Source organism: Clostridium paraputrificum AGR2156, from assembly GCF_000424025.1.
Taxonomy (GTDB): Bacteria; Bacillota; Clostridia; order Clostridiales; family Clostridiaceae; genus Clostridium; species Clostridium paraputrificum.
The window spans coordinates 26,795-43,998 of record NZ_AUJC01000011.1 but is presented as its reverse complement, the minus strand read 5'-3'; the positions used below and the strand labels follow the sequence as shown (position 1 = coordinate 43,998).

The following is a 17,204-nucleotide window of genomic DNA, read 5'->3' as shown; positions in this document are numbered from 1 at the left end:
TTGATTCACTCCTTTTCTTCATAAAAATAGCACCTAAAAGCAATATGATATGTTTTAGTATCAACCTCATATAAGTCTTGGTACGTAACATCTTCAAAATTTCTTTTAAGTGCTTGTTTAATATCTTTTTTTAATTGTGTTGGATCACTCTTAGTAAATAAATCTATTTGTAAAGAGTGTACCTCTATTTCATTCGTGCCATCACTATAATCTTCATCATAGTTGTTCACCTCAAAAAATGTAATATAGGTATCATTAGGACCACTATATTTTCTATAACTAACATTTAGACCTATATTCCTTAACGTTTCTTCTACTAATTGGTTTATATTTATAATCCTAATCCCTCCCTTATTACATCTTTTGTCTTTTCAAAAGCTTCTTTCTTCTTTCTTTCAAAAGCTGGTCTCATAAATGGTCTTGCAACTTGCTTACTTGTGCCATATTCATAAAACTTAAGATAAAAGGCCTCACTATTATCATCTTTCTGTACCCCTATTTTTACTACTTTAATGCCTTTTTCTTTCTTTACTTTAGATAATTTAAGTTTCTCTTTTGAATTTCTAGAGCCTTTTCTACGAACTGGTGCATTCTTAACTATTTCCTTGTTGATTATTTCTGCTCCAGCTAACAACGCTTTATTTTCAAGTGTAGTCCCTTTCTTCCCCATATCTTTAAGTTTATCTTGTAATTTTTCTATACAGCTAAAATCTAATTCTGCACTCATACTAACCCTTTCTCCAATGTACAATGTAATTCTATATTTTCAGTATCTTTTTTATATGTTCTTATAACCTTATATGTTTCATTTTCATAAATAACATAAGGCTCTTTTCCATAATCAACTTGCTTTACCTCTAATATAACTTTAATCTCATTGCCATGTTTATTACTAAGATAAAATTCATTAGTTCCTACAGATTTTTCATTACAAAACACTTCTCTAGTAACTAATTTTTCTTCTTCAACCATATTGTCATTAGTTACAATCACTAATTTCCCTAATTCCACAGTATCAAACCACATTATAATCACCACACAAACTTAAAGATTGTTTAAGCAAATCATATGATCTTTGATATTTCTCACTGTCTTTATTATCCAAACCAAAATTAGCTTTACAGTAAACTATTATTGCCCTTTGAATAATTGGATCCTCATCCTTTATTTGCCTAACCCCACTAATAGACAAATCTATTTTGCAAGCTTCTATTAAATCATTTATTTCATCATCTAACTTAGAACTCTTTATCCTTAACGATAACTTGACTTTCTCTAACATATATCACCTCATAATTAAAGCACTTAGCTATTCACTAAGTGCTTTAATAAGCTGAACTTTATTCATACTAGAATAGCCAGTAATATTATTTTCTTTAGCTATTCGCTTAAGTTCAGCAACTGTATTGTTTGAATAATCTACTTCTGAATGCAACTCTGCTTCAATTAAGCGTTTTTTTTAGTTATAGTAACAAGTGAATTTTTATCTACAACTTTCCCATCAACTAGCATTACAGCTTTAGTTACTAGATCATCAGTATCATTATCCTCATATCTCTTAATAGTCATATTTAAATTGGTATTAAGAACATAGTCAGAAGGATTAAATAAAAACGCTACTATTTTATCTGATTCTACAGTATCTGTATATGAATCCATATAATCATTTAATATTACTTTTCTTCCTAATAAACTTCTATCTGCTTGACCATTAATTCCATAATTTACTCTTGCAATAGGTTGGCCATTTGTATCAACCATTCCTATAAATGACATAAATGTCTTCTTAGTCATAAACCATACTGCTCCATTTTCATATGAAAGTGGTAATGCTGCTTCTGCATTTACTAAAGTTTGATACTCTAACTTTCCTCCTGCTGCAACATCAACATTTTGTCCTTCTGCAACGCTTTCTTTTAAAATTCCTTTAGGCTTTCCAGATCCATCTCCATTTATAATAGATTGCTCTAAAGCTTTTGTCATAGCTTCAACTACATTATTAATAAAAGTTGTCTCAAATATAGGTAACGCCATTGTTTCTACTTCTAATGAATTAGATATAGCACATCTTAATTTGTGGTATGCAAATGTTATAGAACCTGTAGACTTCTTTTGCTTTTCACTTCCTGCTCCCTCTGCTACCCAAGTTGCTGTAGGTTTTACTGTAGATGTAGGAATAGTTAATCCACCTTTATAAGCAGTTCTAGTAACTAATGGAAGTATCATTCCTGTAGCTTCCATCTTTTCAATTATTCTTGATAATACTGTTTCAGGAATCATTTCTCCTACATCTGTAGTTTTAGTTGGCCCTGCTACATTTTTTAATTCTCCAGGTATTGCAGTCCCCTTTGTTACATAATTCATAAATGCTTTTCTATACTCAATTGAGTTAGATACGTCTTCTACTGCATTTTCTCCAAATGAACTAATATTACCTCCTAAATTGTTAATAGGAGCTCCATTTGCTAAAGATACTTTTGCATTATCTTTTAATGCAGCTAAATTTGCTAATTCTGTTGCTTCTTTTTCAAACTTATTATCTAAGTCTGATATTTCTTTCATTTTTGCTTTTCCTTCTTCTAATTTTCCTTCATTAATAAGATTTTCAGCCTCTGTATAAAGTCCATTTCTTAATTCTAAATACTTTTCTTTGTTCATTATAGAACGCCTCCCTTTAATTTTAGTAATTCTAATTTTGCTTTGTTTTGTTGCATAAAAAAATCATCCTTATTTTCTTGAATAGGATGATTTATAACTGGATTATAATTTTTAAATTTTTCTAATAAGTTGTTGTCTATCTTTCCAATAGAGTTATACATTTTTCTAGCACTATTCTTTAATAGATTGACCATATTTTTATCTACCTTTTCATCAGAGTACATTATTTCATCAATTAATCCTAACTCTAATGCTTCATCAGCAGTAAGCCAAGTTTCTTTATCCATTAAATTATATGCTTCTTCTTCTGACATTCCTGTTTTAAGTATATAGGCATTAGCAACTGTTTTATTTGCTTTCTTTAGCACTTCAACACTATGCTCCATATCTCTATAATCTCCACTAGTTGATGTTGATACATTATGTATCATAATCTCACCTAACGGAGACATTTTACACTTTCCAGCCATAGCAATAACACTTGCTATACTTGCACACAATCCATGTATTTCTATTATTACCTCTCCACTATAATTTTTTAATTCATTATATATTTCACATCCTGCAAATACATCACCACCACCACTATTTATTTTTATAGTTACTGGCTGACCATTTGCATTTTTAAGAGCTCTTGTGACCTGATTTGGAGATGTTGCTTGAATTCCATACCAACTATATAGCCACTCATTACCACTAGGTACAACCTCTCCTTTTACATCAATATATATCATTATTCTTCACCCCCTTTCAATTCTTTAATTAATTTATTATATAACTTCTCTTCCATTTGATTTACCTGCATAGTATCAAGTCTTCTTAATGGCTTATCTCCATCTTCTATAGGAGGTAAATTCATAACCTCTCTCCATTCATTAGGTGTCATAGCCGACCTATCAACCATTGCAACTAATCCTAATTTTGTAGCCATACTAGAATACTGAAGATTATTTGCTGAATATATTATCCTATTTCCAAAACCTCTTTCCATTCTAGTAAATATTTTTCTAGTATCTTCATTGCTCCATTGCATTGCTAAAGGTTCAATTTCACTCTCGTAATAAGCATTCCATTCATCTTCGGTATACCTAGACTGAACTATTTTATCATTTGTATTAAAGAATGAATACATCCTTTGAGTTGTTCTATCAATAATAGCTGCATTAGGAACATAATCTTTGGGCTCTATTTGTTTTGCATCTGCTTTTGCATCTACTCCAGCAGCACCTCCACTATTATTAATATCTAAAAAGTTTTTAGTGAACTCTTCTGTGTTGCTTCTAATATCCTCAGGTCTCATACCAGTATTAAACTTTAATAACCACTTAATTACACCACTATTTTTAATAGCTTTTACAATACCTTGGTCTGTTGTAGATACTACTTCCATTAATGGTAACAATGCTTCCCTTGGACTATCACCAAATAAATCATTTTCATTAATGTCTTGTCTTAAATGAATGATATCTGTATAAGGATATGTGACTACTCTTCCGTTTCTATTAGTAAACTTTAAAAATAACTCGCCTTGCTTATTGTAAATTGCTTCTACTCCCACACATGGAATGTTATACATTTCTACTGGATATCCATTTTCATCTTTAACAAGTAATGCAAAAGCATTATTATTTAGTGCTAGTTGAGTAGCCATCTTTTCTCTAAATACTTGTCCACTCATATAAGAATTAGGCTCTTCATATAAAAATTTTATATAAGGTTCAGGATTTACTTTAAAAGTATTATTTGCTTTATCATCTCTAATATGCTGTGGCACAAGTTTACCAATAGCCTTTACTTTTGGTCTAATACAGGCTCTTATTACATCACTTTTGTATATAGAACCATTCCAAGCATAAAATCCGTTCCCTCTATCTTCTATCATTTCAAATCTAGTTTTAGAAGGACTTCTATTAAATAATCTATCTATTATTTTCATATATCCCTTTCTCCTTAAATCATACTTTCGTATTCACTTTCTTTATCCTTTAATACTACATATCCTATTATTTTTGATACACCACCATCAATTCTTTTTCGTGAATCTAATCCTTTAATAGGCTGAATATTACCATTAGTGTCAACTTTAATTTCCATATTGCTAAGACACCATTTATCTACGGGATTATTATTATAAACAATCTTTTTAGCAATTAAATCTGCTTTCATTTCCTTCATAGGAGCAGATAAAGTATAAACACCTTGTCTAACTTTAATCATAGATTCTAGCCCAAACTCATTTTTATAAGCTGCTAATAAACTATCATCCACATGCCATGGATCATATCCAATCCACGGTATATAAATATCATATTTATCTCTAATTTCCTTAAACCAATCTAACATATCATATTTATTAACTTTGTTTCCTGGACAAACTCTTAATAATCCTTGTTTTTCCCAAAGCCTATATGGTGCATCATCATCTTGTTTATTATCCTCAAACTGATTCAGTTTTTCTTCTGGAATAAAATACATTGATATACAATAAATATTATCATCACCTGCTCTTTTACAAAATACATTGCTTGATGCTAAATCAGTTGTTTCTGCCAAGTCAAAACATCCTATTCCATATCTAAAGTTCATTTCAGATAAATCGAATACTTTTTCATTATTTAACTCATTCCAACGTAACCATGCACTAGCAGAATTTTCTTTCATATTAAAATCTTTTACCATTACTGTAGCTTTAAATGCATCATCTGATTTCGCTTTATTGACACAATCTCTCAAAAACTCTATCTTTTTAATACTTCCAAGCCCTGGATTAGCCTTTATCCAGCACTCTTCTTTGTCCCATTCTTCTCTGTCATCAAGCTCATAAATAAAAGCCAAAAACCTATCGTCTTTGGTTTTACCATCTAACACCTTACAAGCATATTCATATTGACTATCAAAAATAGAATTTCTAACAAATCCATTTGTAGTAATACAATTTAATAAAGGTTGTCTTCTACTACTCATTGACTGTTTCATAAGGTCATATATATCCCTATTTTTTATTGCTGCTAATTCATCTATTGTAACCATATGGCTATTTAAACCATCAAGTCCATTAGAATTACTAGCTAAAGCTTGTAATGTTCCATAATTCCCATGAAAATAAATATCTGATTTTCTCTTTTTTAGATGCTTACTAAGCTCTTTTGATTGTTGAGCCATTTTATAGCACTCGTTAAATCCTTTTTTAGCTTGATCTAATTTAGTAGCTATATTGTAAACTTCCGGAGAACCTTCACCATCTCCAACTAGCATATATAATTCATCTGCTGCTAACTCTGTTGTCTTACCATTTTTTCTTCCTCGTATATCAAGAACCTCCTGATATTGTCTTAATCTAGTTTCTTTATGAACAAATCCAAAAACTGCTTGATGCTTTGCCTTTTGGAATAGTTCAAGTTTTAAGCAAGCTCCTAAATCTCCTTGAGATTGTTTAATAAAAGTTTCAATAAATTCAATTGGTCTATTGGCCAACTCTTCATCAAATACCCAAGGATCATACTTATCTGGATTTCTTATTTTATCTACTAATAAAGAATATACTTGCTTAATTCTATTGCAAGCATTAATTTCTCCAGACATAATTTTTTCATAATATTCTTCTATATATGTCATTTTTTCAAACGCCCCTTTTTCATAAATTCCATAAGAGCATCAGCTTCTTCCTTCTTTATTTCAATTGGCAATAAATCAATTAATTGTTTCATAACCACTGAATACTTTTGCATAAAGTTAGTATAAACTTTAACTTCTGGTCTTTCTCTATAAAAAGACTGCTCTCCTTGTTCAAATAATTCTGTAAAGCCATTTTTAATTAAATCATTACGTAACTCTTCAAGAGATAACTTCATAAAAGCAGCTTCATTTATTAATCCTTCAAGAACTTTAGATTTATCTTTCTCAAAATCCTTGTATAACTTCTTAATTCTATTTACTTCCTGCTTAATCTTTTTTTCTTTTTCTAATTGTTCGGATATATTCAAAAAATATCCCCCCTTCTATTTTAAAATTTCATTCGGAGGAAGATTTAGGTACCCTCCTCGGTCCCTAAAGAGATACCCCCCTTATATTTTTTAGGGGGGGCTATCCTAACTTTTATTTAATTAGCAAATCTATTCATCACATCTCACTAACTCACCATGTTCATTAAATACTAATCCTTCTCTAGTTGATTTCTTACGTTTGTTATGCCTTTTATGATGACACTCTTTGCAAAGTAATATTAAATTATTCTCACCTAATGTTATATCAGTATTATCAATATTATATGGAGTTAAAAACTCTTTATGATGTACTTCTTCTCCAGGATTACCACAATCAACACATAGTCCATGATACTTATTAAATATATATTCTCTTGTTTTCTTCCATGCTGCACTTTTATAAAATGCTTTTGCAAATTCCCTAGCCATTATTGCCTCTATCAATTTTATTTAACACCCAATCCAAGACGGATACCTTATCCATTCTTAAATCTATAACCTCATATTCAGCCGGAATAATAACAACTTTCTTACCTATCTTTTTACTTAGTACTTTTTCTTTTTTAGTAATATCATCTTTGTACATCATACTTTTTGCTTGTAAAATCACCATAAATCTCCCTCCTTTTCTTTTAAACATAGGCTACATATTATTAGATAAGCTTTGTAATTCAACAAGTTTATACATATATGATCCTATTAAGCTTTCAAATTACCCTTGATTAATTTCTTCTCCATTTGATTCCTTATCAACCATATCTGCCATCTTTCCTGTAATGTCTGCTAAGCCTATAAATATCTTTTGCATTTCTCTAATTTCTTTTGAATCCTTTGTCATACAATACACATCCTTTTATTTAATCTTTAATAAACAAACCTTAGCTTTATAGTAGCTTTTTATTCCTTCTAACAGCTCATCACCTATTGCTATCTTGCTTTTGTCCTTACTGTCATATAAATAAATCTTACTCTCTGAACTATTTAAGCGATTTAATATATTCTTCAAAACTTCTTCACTCTCAATGACTATATTTTTTCGCTTCATTTTGCACCTCATTTTATAAAAAAGATTGTTAAAAACATGAATAAGTGCCCTAAAAATGTTCGTGTTTTTCGATTTGAATGTTTAATTATCTTAGGGAATCACACATTCATTTTTAATTTTTCCTTCTAATATATGCACTTATTTTTTCACCTTCAATGTTTATAGACCAAATTATTAAACATTCATAGTCAAAAATAAAAAATATCATCTCACAAAATCTCTTAATGACTTTGAATATTGATGATATTTCTCTCTATCTAATCCTATATATCTTTTTGTTTCTTCTATAGAGCTATGACCTAATAATTCTTTAACAACAACTATATCCCTATCACTTTCAATATATATCTTATAAGCATATGTTTTTCTCATACTGTGAGCTGTTATGTCATAAAGTCCAAAATAGTTAGCAGCTTCTTTTATTGCATTAGTTACAGCTTGAATACCTATTGGCTTATTAACTCCTTTTCTAGATTTAAACATATATTCATAATCCTTTTTATCTTTAATATATTCTTTTAATATCTTTGCTAATTCTGGTATTAGCTCTACTGTTCTGGGCTTTCTGTTCTTCTCTCTTATCTTCTTAGTTTTCATCTTCTTGCCCTCATAAATTGTGAATTCTTTTTTTCGCATGGCCTCTTTAATATCTCTTACTTTAAGATTAACTAAATCGCCTGCTCTATATCCTGTAGTAACACCAACTAAAAAAAGAACATAATCTCTATAATTTTTATATTTTAAATAATCTTGAATATCCAATACATCACTAGTTCTTGTAATAGGTCTAGCAGGTCTTTTTCTTCCCATGTTATCTCACCTGCCTAATTGCTCCATTAACTTTTTTATATGCAGCGTGTTCCATACATTCTTTTAAGTTATCAGTTGATTTTTCTTCCCTTATCTTCTTACAACCACAATGAGAACATGATAAGCACTTACCAGTTTTCAATGTAGATGCAACTTCATCTGTAAGTAATATTGTTTCTTTATTGCATCTAGTGCATTTATAACTAATATATATACTTACTATTTTTCTCACCTCCATTGCAAAAATAAAAGCACAGGCTTAATTGCTTGTGCTTATGTATTAAATCTCTATATAATTTTTCACTATACTAATATAGTAATCAGTATTCTCTAATTTATCCATTAAAAAGTCTTAATTTACTCCCTAAATAATCCTTTTTTTCTCCCTATTTTGTCCTAGTTAGCAATATCCAAGTCCTATCATAAATTTATTAATAGCTTTTTTCTTTATTTCATAAAACCTATTTTTACTTATTTTTAGTTCTTCAATTACTTCTTGATTAGTTTTATCATCTCTAAAGTAACTATAATCAACGACTTTCTTACTACCATTATCTAATTTATCATATACATAATTTATAGCATTAACTATTATTCTCTTATACTCTTGGTCCACTATTGCTTTGCCAACTGGATCTGATGGACTAATATTTTTATCGAAAATTAAATCTGGTCTACATGCTGAACCAAGTCCAGGCATCTCTATTGAAATTAAATAGTAAGGGTAATTTCTTAAATCATTCTCAACTTCTTTTTTTATCTTTTTATATTGCTCTTTAGTTATTTCCATAAAATCACCTATCCCTTTTTCAATCTATATGTTATAATAAGAATAGATGTTCGGTTAGAGAAACGATTCGCTAACTATAATTTTCTCTAACCCTAAGGTGTTCGTTATGAACACCTTTTTCTTTATATACTCCCTAACTTACTAATACTCTAATCCTAAACATTTAACTGTTGTTGCTATATCTCCTGCAAATATAAAATACGTATACTTACTACTCTCTTTACTTGGTGCTAGTCCCAAATATTTTAATTGCTCTATAACAACCTTTTCCCTCTTATTACTAAACTTCACTCGTGTTTTATTTTTATCTATTAACCTAAATTCCATTTACATATTCCTTTCTTAGTATTGTGAATTATATTTGAAAATGTTCATTTCGAAGAAATTCATTTTCAAATACCCAGTTCCCTATATCTTCTGTGACAAAATCAATATCCTGTGTAGAGTATTCATAAGTTCCGTCAGACAAGATACTTATATTTTTTATTGCACTTTCGAAATACCTATAATCGTCGTCATACCAATAAACAATATCTCCAAGTTTAAATACTTGTTTTTTATATTCCTTTAATTCTTTGAGCCATTCTGCTAACTGCTCATGCTCTTTGCCACACTCTGTACAACCTAATTTTATTGCTTGAGATTTTGCGTGTTCTATCGCTTCCTCTAATGTCATCTTACTCCACCCTTTCTACGTCCTTTCTACAATTCAATTACTTCTAAATCAGGGTTTTCTTTAATTGCATTATCTAATATAAACCAATGTTCTTCACTGGCAACATCCTTCTTTGGTGTCTCTTTTTGATATTTTAAATACGCCTTTTCATTTAATATTACTCTCATTCCATTTTTAAAATTTATAATCCATCCACTTTCCATTTTCATTCTTCCTTTCTACACATCATCTTAGAATTATGAATTAATATGCCTTCTTACTATTTATAATTTCAAATCCACATTCGCTTTCTCCATCAGCTGGATATCCATCACAAAATCCTTGTATAAACCAATATTTAGCTTCACATTCATAAATGCCTTTTTCTTTTGGAACGTTATCTATACAATTATCTTCACAAAAATATCCATCTATGCAATCTTCTATTTCGTTAGGATAATCAGCTATAAAAGAATCTTTATCTGTTACCACAATTAAAAAATTTACTATAGTATCATTTTTCATTTTTACATCTTCCTTTCTACACATCATCTTAGTATTGTGAATTAAAGTAATGCCCCATCAATAAGTAAAACCATATATGGCTCTTCACCTTTGCTTACATACTCTTCAAAATTCTTAACTATACCATTAAAATCATTAATCTTTTCTTCTACTGTGTTACATCCGTCTATTTTACCTTTTTTATATCTATCTAATGCTTGTTCTTCAGTTATAATATCAGGACTAATATCTTTTTCCTCATCTTCTAAATCAGCTACTATATCTTCGTATCCTCTCTTAGCCCATCTTTCATCTATTGCTAATACCAACCCGTAATATTCATGTTGATTAAATTCATAAAATTTCATTCTCTTCTTATCCTTTCTAATTATTATTTTCTGATTTATATTCTTTACAATCCCAATACACTCCATAACTCCTAGCATATAAGCAAGAAGGTATCATATTAGGAGGAATATTTAATTTAGAAATAACCAATTTATTAGAACAATAATAGTTATATTTATTGCCCTCTTTTTGAACTCTATATTGGCAACCTATACAAAGCTTATCCATGTATACTCCTCCTTTCTACAAATTGGGATATAAAAAAATACCGCTATTCAATTTTGAATAATACGGTATCTTTAATAATTTAATATTTTAAGATTTTTCAGTTTTTTTCCATTTCAAATAATTATATATCAATTCAAACACACTACTTACTAATAATATTATTGGTATTATTCTACAAGTAAGTGTACTATCTCCTCTCGTTATCAAAATTCCAGTTATTACCATCAACAAAGGTAACATCCATAAGTTTCTAACAAACCTTCTCCTATAACTTAATTTCCAATAATTTAAGTGAAACCTTTTGTCTACTTTTCTACTCATCCAAAATCATCTCCTTAATTATTTAGAATTAATATAATTATTGGTTAATTATAACATATTTTGTAAATACCGTACTATTCAATTTTCAAAGAGCATTTATGTCGTACTTTCTTGCAATTACGACTTATCAGTCACTAAAAATCTTCCTCTTGAATACACTCAACAACTTCAATTTCTTCACAGTTTTGAGCCATCCAAAATCCAAATGGACAATAATCGGCAAATCTAATCTCATTAATGTTTGATTCTCCCTTATTTCTATATCTCAATATTATTTCCACTTCAATTAATCCTCCTATAATAGCTTTATTAGTTCTTAGTTACATACCATTTCCCTAAAATTTCTTTACTCAACATATAATCTGTATTTTGCCATCTCGATATTGAAGGATTATAAAATTTCAACTTAACTTTTCCTCCTACAAATCTATCTAATCTATAACTATTTTTAGTGTCTATACTTGTTATAATATTTTCCTCAAGCAACCTATCATAAGCGGTAGAAAAATCATACTCTTTTGTTTTATCAACTTTATTAATTATTAGTTCTTCCAATAAAATCACTTCCCTAACCTATCTAATTTATTGGGAGGATTTCTCCCCCCTGGAAGACTCACATGACCTTGAAGTAAGCTTTGCAGCTTATTGTAATCCCTTATCAAAGCCCATGAGATTTTAACTTACTAACAATTTCCCCTGTCTAATGTTGCAAACCTTTGGTATTGACCAATCCATCCTAACTTAATTGTCTTGGTTTCACCATTTCTATTTTTATTTATTATTAACTCAGCTATATTTTTTTCTTCTGATTCTTTATTGTAATACTCATCTCTATAAAGCATAAAAATCACATCTGCATCTTGTTCAATAGAACCAGATTCTCTTAAATCTGAAAGTATAGGCTTATGATCTGTCCTTTGCTCTGGTGCTCTTGATAATTGCGATAAAGCAACTATTGTTATTTCTAACTTCTTAGCTAATTTCTTAAGTTCTCTTGAAATCTTTGCAATTTCTTGCTCTCTCGAATTTGTCTTATCTGAAATTTCGATTAACTGTAAGTAATCTATAATAACTACGTCTAAACCTTCTTTAATCTTTAGATTTCTACACTTAGCTTTAATATCTGAAAGATTAGTTGACTTATCATCGATAAATATTTTTCTTTTAGCTAATACATTAGCAGCATCCGTTATTTTTCTAAATTCAGCTTCATCTAATTTTCCTGTTTTTATCTTTCCAAACTCCACTAAACTTCTTGATGAAATCAATCTTTCCATAAGTTGCTCTGTAGTCATTTCTAAAGAAAATATCCCAACACTTGCACCCTTTGATGCATGTTGACCAATATTAAGAGCAAAGGCCGTCTTTCCCATACTAGGTCTTGCTGCAACAATAATAAAATCACCTTTTTGAAGTCCTGAAATAGTATTATCTATCTCCTTAAACCCTGTAGTGTTTCCAAGTATCTTACCACCATTGCAATAATTATTTTCTATTCTAGTCAACACTTTTTCCACAGATTGTCCCATATCGATGATATCTTCTGACTCCTTACTGTTGATAACTTTGTAGATTTTATCTTCTACTGTGGAAATTATTGATTCGACTTCACTTTCTTCATAACTTTTTGATATTAACTCTCGTCCTGCTCTTATAAGATTTCTTCTATCAGATTTATCTTTTATGATTTTCACATATGATTCAACATTGCTGCTAAATACTGTATTAGTTGCTATCTCTGTTATATAACTTACCCCACCACATTTATCTATGCTATCTGATACTTTTAACTCATTAAGTAAAGTAATCAAGTCTATATTCATATCTTTTCTGCTTAGAGCCTTTATTGTGCTAAAGATTCTCTTATGCTTGTCCCAATAAAAATCATCATCTTTAAGTACATCCTCAGCTAAAGCTAGTTGGTTTTTATAATTAATAATACATCCAAGAGCTGCCTGCTCTGCTTCAATGCTATGTGGTAATTGTCTTGTATCATTCATTCTACATATCCTCCAGTATGAATTTATATTTATTTTCCTTAGGCTTAATCTCTTCTTTATTCTCAGTTTTCTCATCTGTAAAATTACAGTCTAAATAATCTTCATATCTGCCATTAAAAAAAGTAGATCCATTAAGAATAAACTGCTTATCCTTGCCCTTACATTCCAAAGAATATCTCTCTATGCACCTAATAAGCTGACTCTCACCAATACTCGATATTATCTTTGGTATCTTTTTAATGGCTTGTGCCCTTCCCTTTTTGTTTGGATATAGACTCCAAATTTTATCTACTACCTTTTCATCATTTATCAAATCATCATTTGCACTATTTATATTATTTGGTATATTATTTGGTATATTATTTGGTATATTATTTGGTATAGTGTTCCCCTTTTGGTCAATTCGATTTTCCTTTTTGGGTAATTCGATTTCCCCATTTGGGAAAATGGAATATCCCTTTTCGGTCAATGTATACCATTTAGTCCTATCATAAGAAACCTTATTAAAATTACCTGTTGATAAATATCCATCCTCAATCAATTTATTTAATATTCGACTTATCTGCTTTTTACTCCAAAATGGGAATAGTTCTGTCAAAGCATTTATTGTATTATAGGTCCAGTAAGTATTTTCGTAATAATGCTTATCGTTAGCTCTATTCTTAGCAATCCAGTAATACATATTATTCAGCATAATTGCTCCATCAACACCAACAACTTTCGCCACTTCTGAATCAAAAGAAAAATACATATTCCATCCCCCTATCTACATATCCTTTAAAAAATCTAGTGCATTTTTACTTGGATCACTTGAAGATGATATTGATAAATCAACTTCATCACCTTCTAGCGTACTTATATCAACTTTAAATGCATTATCATCATGTGATAATGATGTTGTAATGCTATTATCATGATGTGGTAATGGTGTTATCATGGTATTATCATCATATTGTAATGGTATTATCATACTATTATCATCATGTGATAACGGTGTTGTAATAGTATTATCATGGTGTGATAATGATGTTATCATGGTATTATCATCATTAAAAGTAGCAACTTTATATAAAATATCCCTAATAAAATCTGATTTGTTATACTGTTTGCTTAATAAATCTAGTATTAATTTATCTTTAGGATTTTCTTTATTTAATAGAAATGTTATTCTCTCTGATTTTGCCATATAAAATACCTACTTCCATATCTCTTTACTAGCTTCTAATGCTCCTCGTATGTTAGTATTTAAGGCATTAGTAGCTAGTACGCATTGTGAAGGTAGACTCTCTTTAATAATGTCCTGGATGACTATAGAGCCACCACCTGTAAAAATAACATAGTTATAATGATTTAAATTTATATTTATACTCACTTCATTAATCACATCATTAGTAAAAGCTGCTAACTGCTTTTTAGATACTTTTATATCACCTTTAGTTATTGCTTTTTCAATATCTTCAATCTTATATTCCTTATCTGAATTTAAATTCTTAAGCTTTAAATAGAAGTCTAAAATACCAATTTTATAAGTATTTAATACTTGTGGCTTTCCATTATCCATAGCCACTACGTTAGTTGTTCGTCCTCCAATATCAAGTATTAATACATTGCTTGATTTAGTTTTATCATCTAAAGTGAAATAACTTGCATATCCTTCTGGTACTACAAAAACATCTAAGATTTTAACAACCTTATTGCTTTTCTTAGTAGTCTTTGCGACAAACTTAAATTCCTTTCCATTTAGATCCTCAATATACTTTTGCTTATGATCCATTTCGCTTATTGGTAAAAGTAGAGTTAAATTAGTTTCAATGTTCTCACTTTCCTCATTTAACTTAGCTATGGCATATAATAACTGTGCTATATAATCCTTTTTAGTTTTTATATATTCCTTACTAAAGTTACCTTTCTCAAAAAAAGTAAACTCGCCACCTAAATTAACGTAACTAAATCCATCTGGATAAGCTTCATATTCCCTACTTATATTACTTTTAAAAGTAACTTGCTTACCTTTTGTATCAATTCCTTTAACATTGTAATTTCCTAAGTCAATAACTGTAATATTATTCATTTTCTTTTCTCTCCTTTTATGTTATAATGGAGATACGGATTGCCGTCCGTATCTATTTTTTGATTTGTTTTTGAACCTTTTCTAAAGGTTCATTTTTATTTTCTAGCTTTTTTAAAAGCAATTCTTTTACACCTTCTAATTTCCTTACATCTTCTTCTGTATTCTTAATAAATAAAAAGATTAAATGATTTTGCTCAACACTATCATTTTCTCTATATCCACCATCAATATAAAATATCTCAAACCCATTTGTATGCCCTGAATATCTAACAAAAAAATCATCTTCATATTTACTATTTAACTTCATAGTTAATTTTGTTATTTCTCCAATTAAATCAATTATCTTTTCTTCCATCACTACACTCCTTTTCTATAATCTCTTTAAATTCTGGACCCATATATTCATAAAATAGTTTAGGCGATATATGATATGTCCACATAGAAGTCATTTGTATAGCTGTTCCAAAAGGCAATAAGCCTCTTTGTAATCCAATCCTTACAAATTGTTGAGATTTCCCCATTATTCTTGCTGCATCTACTACTTTTATATTTCCAACCATATATATCACTCCTATCTTGCAAATTTTAAAGCCATAATTGCTTCAACAACATCATCAAGCTCCTTAGTTATTAACATCCACCTTGGTCTTTCTTCATCATCTATAATTCCATCACATGTTATATTAATCATTTCATCCTTTAATTTAATGAAATCACTGACTTCCTTTTGCAACCTTAATATAGCTACTGGCAAGTCTTTAATCTCTATACTAGGCAAATATTCTCTTCCTACTTCATCACTAGTCTTAAGATGCTGATAAGCCAAATATTGAGTATCATATATTTCAATCATCTTAATAACTACCCTATCTGGTGGTATTCTTTTACCTCCTTCATATGCTCTTAAACTATCAACTGATATATCCATGTATTCAGATGCTTTTTCTTGTGTTAATCCTGTACTTTCTCTAGCAATTTGGTAAATATTTCTGTATTCACTCACCATTCTCTTTCCTCCTTAAATATATTAGAATAAAATCAAGATTCTTGGACTATATTTCTAAAAAAATTTTTGCATCAACATTATATAACTTTGCTAATATTTTAGCTTTAGGTATTGTAAGTTCAACCTTACCATTCTCTAACATTGAATAACCACTTTTTCCTTTATATCCAAGAGCCTTAGCTACTTCATATTGAGTTTTTCCATTTTCTAATCTCAATTTTTTAAGTAACTCTGTCATCATACCCCTCCTTTGTTCAAGAATATTGGATTCATTATACCTATATAATAATCCAATATTCTTGAACTGTCAACTATATTTTTGAACTAAAACCAATTATTTTGGACTAACTTTCTTTTTTATTGTAAACAAGGTACAATTATATTGAACATACTAGAAAGGAGATTAACATGATTACATTAGCAGATAGGTTAAAGGAACTTAGAAAATCTAATAAATTAACACAATCTGAATTAGGTAAAATACTAGGTGTTGGGAAAACGACTATCTCTATGTACGAAACAGGAAATAGTACTCCTAATGATGAGATTAAATTAAAAATTTCAGAATACTTCAATATTTCTGTTGACTATCTCCTTGGTAAGACTGATATTAAAAATCATAATAACAATGAAGAAACAATTGCTCTTCACAGTGATTATGATTATAAAGATCTTCCTGACGAAGCTAGGAAAGAAATTGAGAATTATATAGAATATATAAAACAAAAATATAAGAAGTAATCTTTTTATTTTTTCACTTCTTATTGACAATATGGTACAGAAAA

At 29.4% G+C, this 17,204-nt stretch carries 35 protein-coding genes; 1 reads left to right on the top strand and 34 read right to left on the bottom strand.

The window, feature by feature from the left end:
- Window positions 1-5: 5 nt before the first annotated feature.
- From G594_RS0112255 to G594_RS0112090, 34 genes are all read right to left on the bottom strand, one after another.
- A complete protein-coding gene (locus tag G594_RS0112255) occupies window positions 6-230 on the bottom strand; it encodes a hypothetical protein (protein WP_051196002.1) in 225 nt (74 codons plus the stop codon).
- Between the two features lie 101 nt (window positions 231-331).
- On the bottom strand, window positions 332-727 hold the full coding sequence (locus tag G594_RS0112250; RefSeq protein WP_027098851.1) for an HK97-gp10 family putative phage morphogenesis protein: 396 nt from the start codon (window positions 725-727) through the stop codon (window positions 332-334).
- A complete protein-coding gene (locus G594_RS0112245) occupies window positions 724-1,026 on the bottom strand; it encodes a hypothetical protein (RefSeq protein ID WP_034866633.1) in 303 nt (100 codons plus the stop codon). The genes G594_RS0112250 and G594_RS0112245 overlap by 4 nt, the downstream gene beginning before the upstream one ends.
- Window positions 1,016-1,282: a head-tail connector protein gene (locus G594_RS0112240; RefSeq protein WP_027098849.1), complete on the bottom strand. Its 267-nt coding sequence runs from the start codon at window positions 1,280-1,282 to the stop codon at window positions 1,016-1,018. Before G594_RS0112240 ends, G594_RS0112245 begins: the two co-directional genes overlap by 11 nt.
- Window positions 1,283-1,309: 27 nt before the next feature.
- Window positions 1,310-1,435 carry a Rho termination factor N-terminal domain-containing protein gene (locus tag G594_RS19935; RefSeq protein WP_207636991.1) on the bottom strand — a complete coding sequence of 42 codons (126 nt, stop codon included), beginning with the start codon at window positions 1,433-1,435 and terminating at the stop codon, window positions 1,310-1,312.
- A gap of 11 nt (window positions 1,436-1,446) precedes the next feature.
- Window positions 1,447-2,658 (bottom strand): phage major capsid protein, encoded by a 1,212-nt coding sequence (locus tag G594_RS0112235; RefSeq protein ID WP_027098848.1) that lies wholly within the window; start codon window positions 2,656-2,658, stop codon window positions 1,447-1,449.
- A complete protein-coding gene (locus tag G594_RS18895; protein ID WP_051196001.1) occupies window positions 2,658-3,392 on the bottom strand; it encodes a head maturation protease, ClpP-related in 735 nt (244 codons plus the stop codon). Before G594_RS18895 ends, G594_RS0112235 begins: the two co-directional genes overlap by 1 nt.
- Complete coding sequence (locus G594_RS18890) at window positions 3,392-4,594, bottom strand: phage portal protein (protein WP_051196000.1); 1,203 nt, start codon at window positions 4,592-4,594, stop codon at window positions 3,392-3,394. Before G594_RS18890 ends, G594_RS18895 begins: the two co-directional genes overlap by 1 nt.
- 14 nt (window positions 4,595-4,608) lie before the next feature.
- On the bottom strand, window positions 4,609-6,273 hold the full coding sequence (locus G594_RS0112220) for a terminase large subunit (protein ID WP_027098847.1): 1,665 nt from the start codon (window positions 6,271-6,273) through the stop codon (window positions 4,609-4,611).
- Window positions 6,270-6,641 (bottom strand): hypothetical protein, encoded by a 372-nt coding sequence (locus G594_RS0112215; protein WP_027098846.1) that lies wholly within the window; start codon window positions 6,639-6,641, stop codon window positions 6,270-6,272. Before G594_RS0112215 ends, G594_RS0112220 begins: the two co-directional genes overlap by 4 nt.
- Window positions 6,642-6,770: 129 nt before the next feature.
- A complete protein-coding gene (locus G594_RS0112210) occupies window positions 6,771-7,070 on the bottom strand; it encodes an HNH endonuclease (protein WP_027098845.1) in 300 nt (99 codons plus the stop codon).
- Entirely contained in the window at window positions 7,063-7,254 is a 192-nt protein-coding gene (locus tag G594_RS0112205) for a hypothetical protein (RefSeq protein WP_027098844.1), read from the bottom strand. Before G594_RS0112205 ends, G594_RS0112210 begins: the two co-directional genes overlap by 8 nt.
- Before the next feature lie 99 nt (window positions 7,255-7,353).
- Window positions 7,354-7,479: a hypothetical protein gene (locus G594_RS20645; protein ID WP_278244165.1), complete on the bottom strand. Its 126-nt coding sequence runs from the start codon at window positions 7,477-7,479 to the stop codon at window positions 7,354-7,356.
- Window positions 7,480-7,494: 15 nt separating this feature from the next.
- Window positions 7,495-7,686: a hypothetical protein gene (locus tag G594_RS0112195; protein WP_027098843.1), complete on the bottom strand. Its 192-nt coding sequence runs from the start codon at window positions 7,684-7,686 to the stop codon at window positions 7,495-7,497.
- A gap of 204 nt (window positions 7,687-7,890) precedes the next feature.
- The gene (locus G594_RS0112185; protein ID WP_027098842.1) at window positions 7,891-8,496 is read right to left on the bottom strand and encodes a tyrosine-type recombinase/integrase; all 606 of its coding nucleotides are present in this window, start codon (window positions 8,494-8,496) and stop codon (window positions 7,891-7,893) included.
- Between the two features lies 1 nt (window position 8,497).
- Entirely contained in the window at window positions 8,498-8,734 is a 237-nt protein-coding gene (locus G594_RS0112180) for a hypothetical protein (RefSeq protein ID WP_242829725.1), read from the bottom strand.
- A gap of 162 nt (window positions 8,735-8,896) precedes the next feature.
- A complete protein-coding gene (locus tag G594_RS0112175; protein WP_027098840.1) occupies window positions 8,897-9,286 on the bottom strand; it encodes an ArpU family phage packaging/lysis transcriptional regulator in 390 nt (129 codons plus the stop codon).
- Window positions 9,287-9,427: 141 nt separating this feature from the next.
- Window positions 9,428-9,613 (bottom strand): hypothetical protein, encoded by a 186-nt coding sequence (locus tag G594_RS0112170; RefSeq protein ID WP_027098839.1) that lies wholly within the window; start codon window positions 9,611-9,613, stop codon window positions 9,428-9,430.
- 28 nt (window positions 9,614-9,641) lie between these two features.
- Window positions 9,642-9,962 carry a hypothetical protein gene (locus tag G594_RS0112165; RefSeq protein ID WP_027098838.1) on the bottom strand — a complete coding sequence of 107 codons (321 nt, stop codon included), beginning with the start codon at window positions 9,960-9,962 and terminating at the stop codon, window positions 9,642-9,644.
- 26 nt (window positions 9,963-9,988) lie between these two features.
- Entirely contained in the window at window positions 9,989-10,165 is a 177-nt protein-coding gene (locus tag G594_RS20145; protein WP_155849307.1) for a hypothetical protein, read from the bottom strand.
- A gap of 40 nt (window positions 10,166-10,205) precedes the next feature.
- Window positions 10,206-10,493 (bottom strand): hypothetical protein, encoded by a 288-nt coding sequence (locus G594_RS0112155; RefSeq protein WP_155849306.1) that lies wholly within the window; start codon window positions 10,491-10,493, stop codon window positions 10,206-10,208.
- A gap of 14 nt (window positions 10,494-10,507) precedes the next feature.
- On the bottom strand, window positions 10,508-10,813 hold the full coding sequence (locus G594_RS0112150; RefSeq protein WP_027098836.1) for a hypothetical protein: 306 nt from the start codon (window positions 10,811-10,813) through the stop codon (window positions 10,508-10,510).
- 16 nt (window positions 10,814-10,829) lie between these two features.
- On the bottom strand, window positions 10,830-11,021 hold the full coding sequence (locus G594_RS0112145; RefSeq protein WP_027098835.1) for a hypothetical protein: 192 nt from the start codon (window positions 11,019-11,021) through the stop codon (window positions 10,830-10,832).
- An 87-nt stretch (window positions 11,022-11,108) separates the two neighbouring features.
- Window positions 11,109-11,342 carry a hypothetical protein gene (locus G594_RS18885; protein ID WP_051195999.1) on the bottom strand — a complete coding sequence of 78 codons (234 nt, stop codon included), beginning with the start codon at window positions 11,340-11,342 and terminating at the stop codon, window positions 11,109-11,111.
- Window positions 11,343-11,476: 134 nt separating this feature from the next.
- Window positions 11,477-11,623, bottom strand: coding sequence for a hypothetical protein (locus G594_RS20140; RefSeq protein WP_155849305.1), 147 nt, complete (start codon window positions 11,621-11,623; stop codon window positions 11,477-11,479).
- Window positions 11,624-11,651: 28 nt separating this feature from the next.
- Window positions 11,652-11,897, bottom strand: a complete 246-nt coding sequence (locus tag G594_RS0112130; protein ID WP_034866628.1) for a hypothetical protein — start codon at window positions 11,895-11,897, stop codon at window positions 11,652-11,654.
- A 128-nt stretch (window positions 11,898-12,025) separates the two neighbouring features.
- Entirely contained in the window at window positions 12,026-13,342 is a 1,317-nt protein-coding gene (gene dnaB, locus G594_RS0112125; RefSeq protein ID WP_027098833.1) for a replicative DNA helicase, read from the bottom strand.
- 1 nt (window position 13,343) lies between these two features.
- Window positions 13,344-14,093 (bottom strand): hypothetical protein, encoded by a 750-nt coding sequence (locus G594_RS19675; RefSeq protein WP_027098832.1) that lies wholly within the window; start codon window positions 14,091-14,093, stop codon window positions 13,344-13,346.
- 15 nt (window positions 14,094-14,108) lie between these two features.
- A complete protein-coding gene (locus G594_RS0112115) occupies window positions 14,109-14,528 on the bottom strand; it encodes a hypothetical protein (protein ID WP_027098831.1) in 420 nt (139 codons plus the stop codon).
- A 9-nt stretch (window positions 14,529-14,537) separates the two neighbouring features.
- Window positions 14,538-15,413 carry a ParM/StbA family protein gene (locus tag G594_RS0112110; RefSeq protein WP_027098830.1) on the bottom strand — a complete coding sequence of 292 codons (876 nt, stop codon included), beginning with the start codon at window positions 15,411-15,413 and terminating at the stop codon, window positions 14,538-14,540.
- A 52-nt stretch (window positions 15,414-15,465) separates the two neighbouring features.
- A complete protein-coding gene (locus tag G594_RS0112105; protein ID WP_027098829.1) occupies window positions 15,466-15,768 on the bottom strand; it encodes a hypothetical protein in 303 nt (100 codons plus the stop codon).
- A complete protein-coding gene (locus tag G594_RS18875) occupies window positions 15,749-15,973 on the bottom strand; it encodes a hypothetical protein (RefSeq protein ID WP_034866624.1) in 225 nt (74 codons plus the stop codon). Before G594_RS18875 ends, G594_RS0112105 begins: the two co-directional genes overlap by 20 nt.
- Before the next feature lie 11 nt (window positions 15,974-15,984).
- A complete protein-coding gene (locus G594_RS0112095) occupies window positions 15,985-16,419 on the bottom strand; it encodes a helix-turn-helix domain-containing protein (RefSeq protein ID WP_027098828.1) in 435 nt (144 codons plus the stop codon).
- A gap of 46 nt (window positions 16,420-16,465) precedes the next feature.
- Window positions 16,466-16,657 carry a helix-turn-helix domain-containing protein gene (locus tag G594_RS0112090; protein WP_027098827.1) on the bottom strand — a complete coding sequence of 64 codons (192 nt, stop codon included), beginning with the start codon at window positions 16,655-16,657 and terminating at the stop codon, window positions 16,466-16,468.
- A gap of 170 nt (window positions 16,658-16,827) precedes the next feature.
- On the opposite strand from G594_RS0112090, the gene G594_RS0112085 reads away from it, so the two are divergent.
- A complete protein-coding gene (locus G594_RS0112085; RefSeq protein ID WP_027098826.1) occupies window positions 16,828-17,160 on the top strand; it encodes a helix-turn-helix domain-containing protein in 333 nt (110 codons plus the stop codon).
- Window positions 17,161-17,204: the final 44 nt, after the last annotated feature.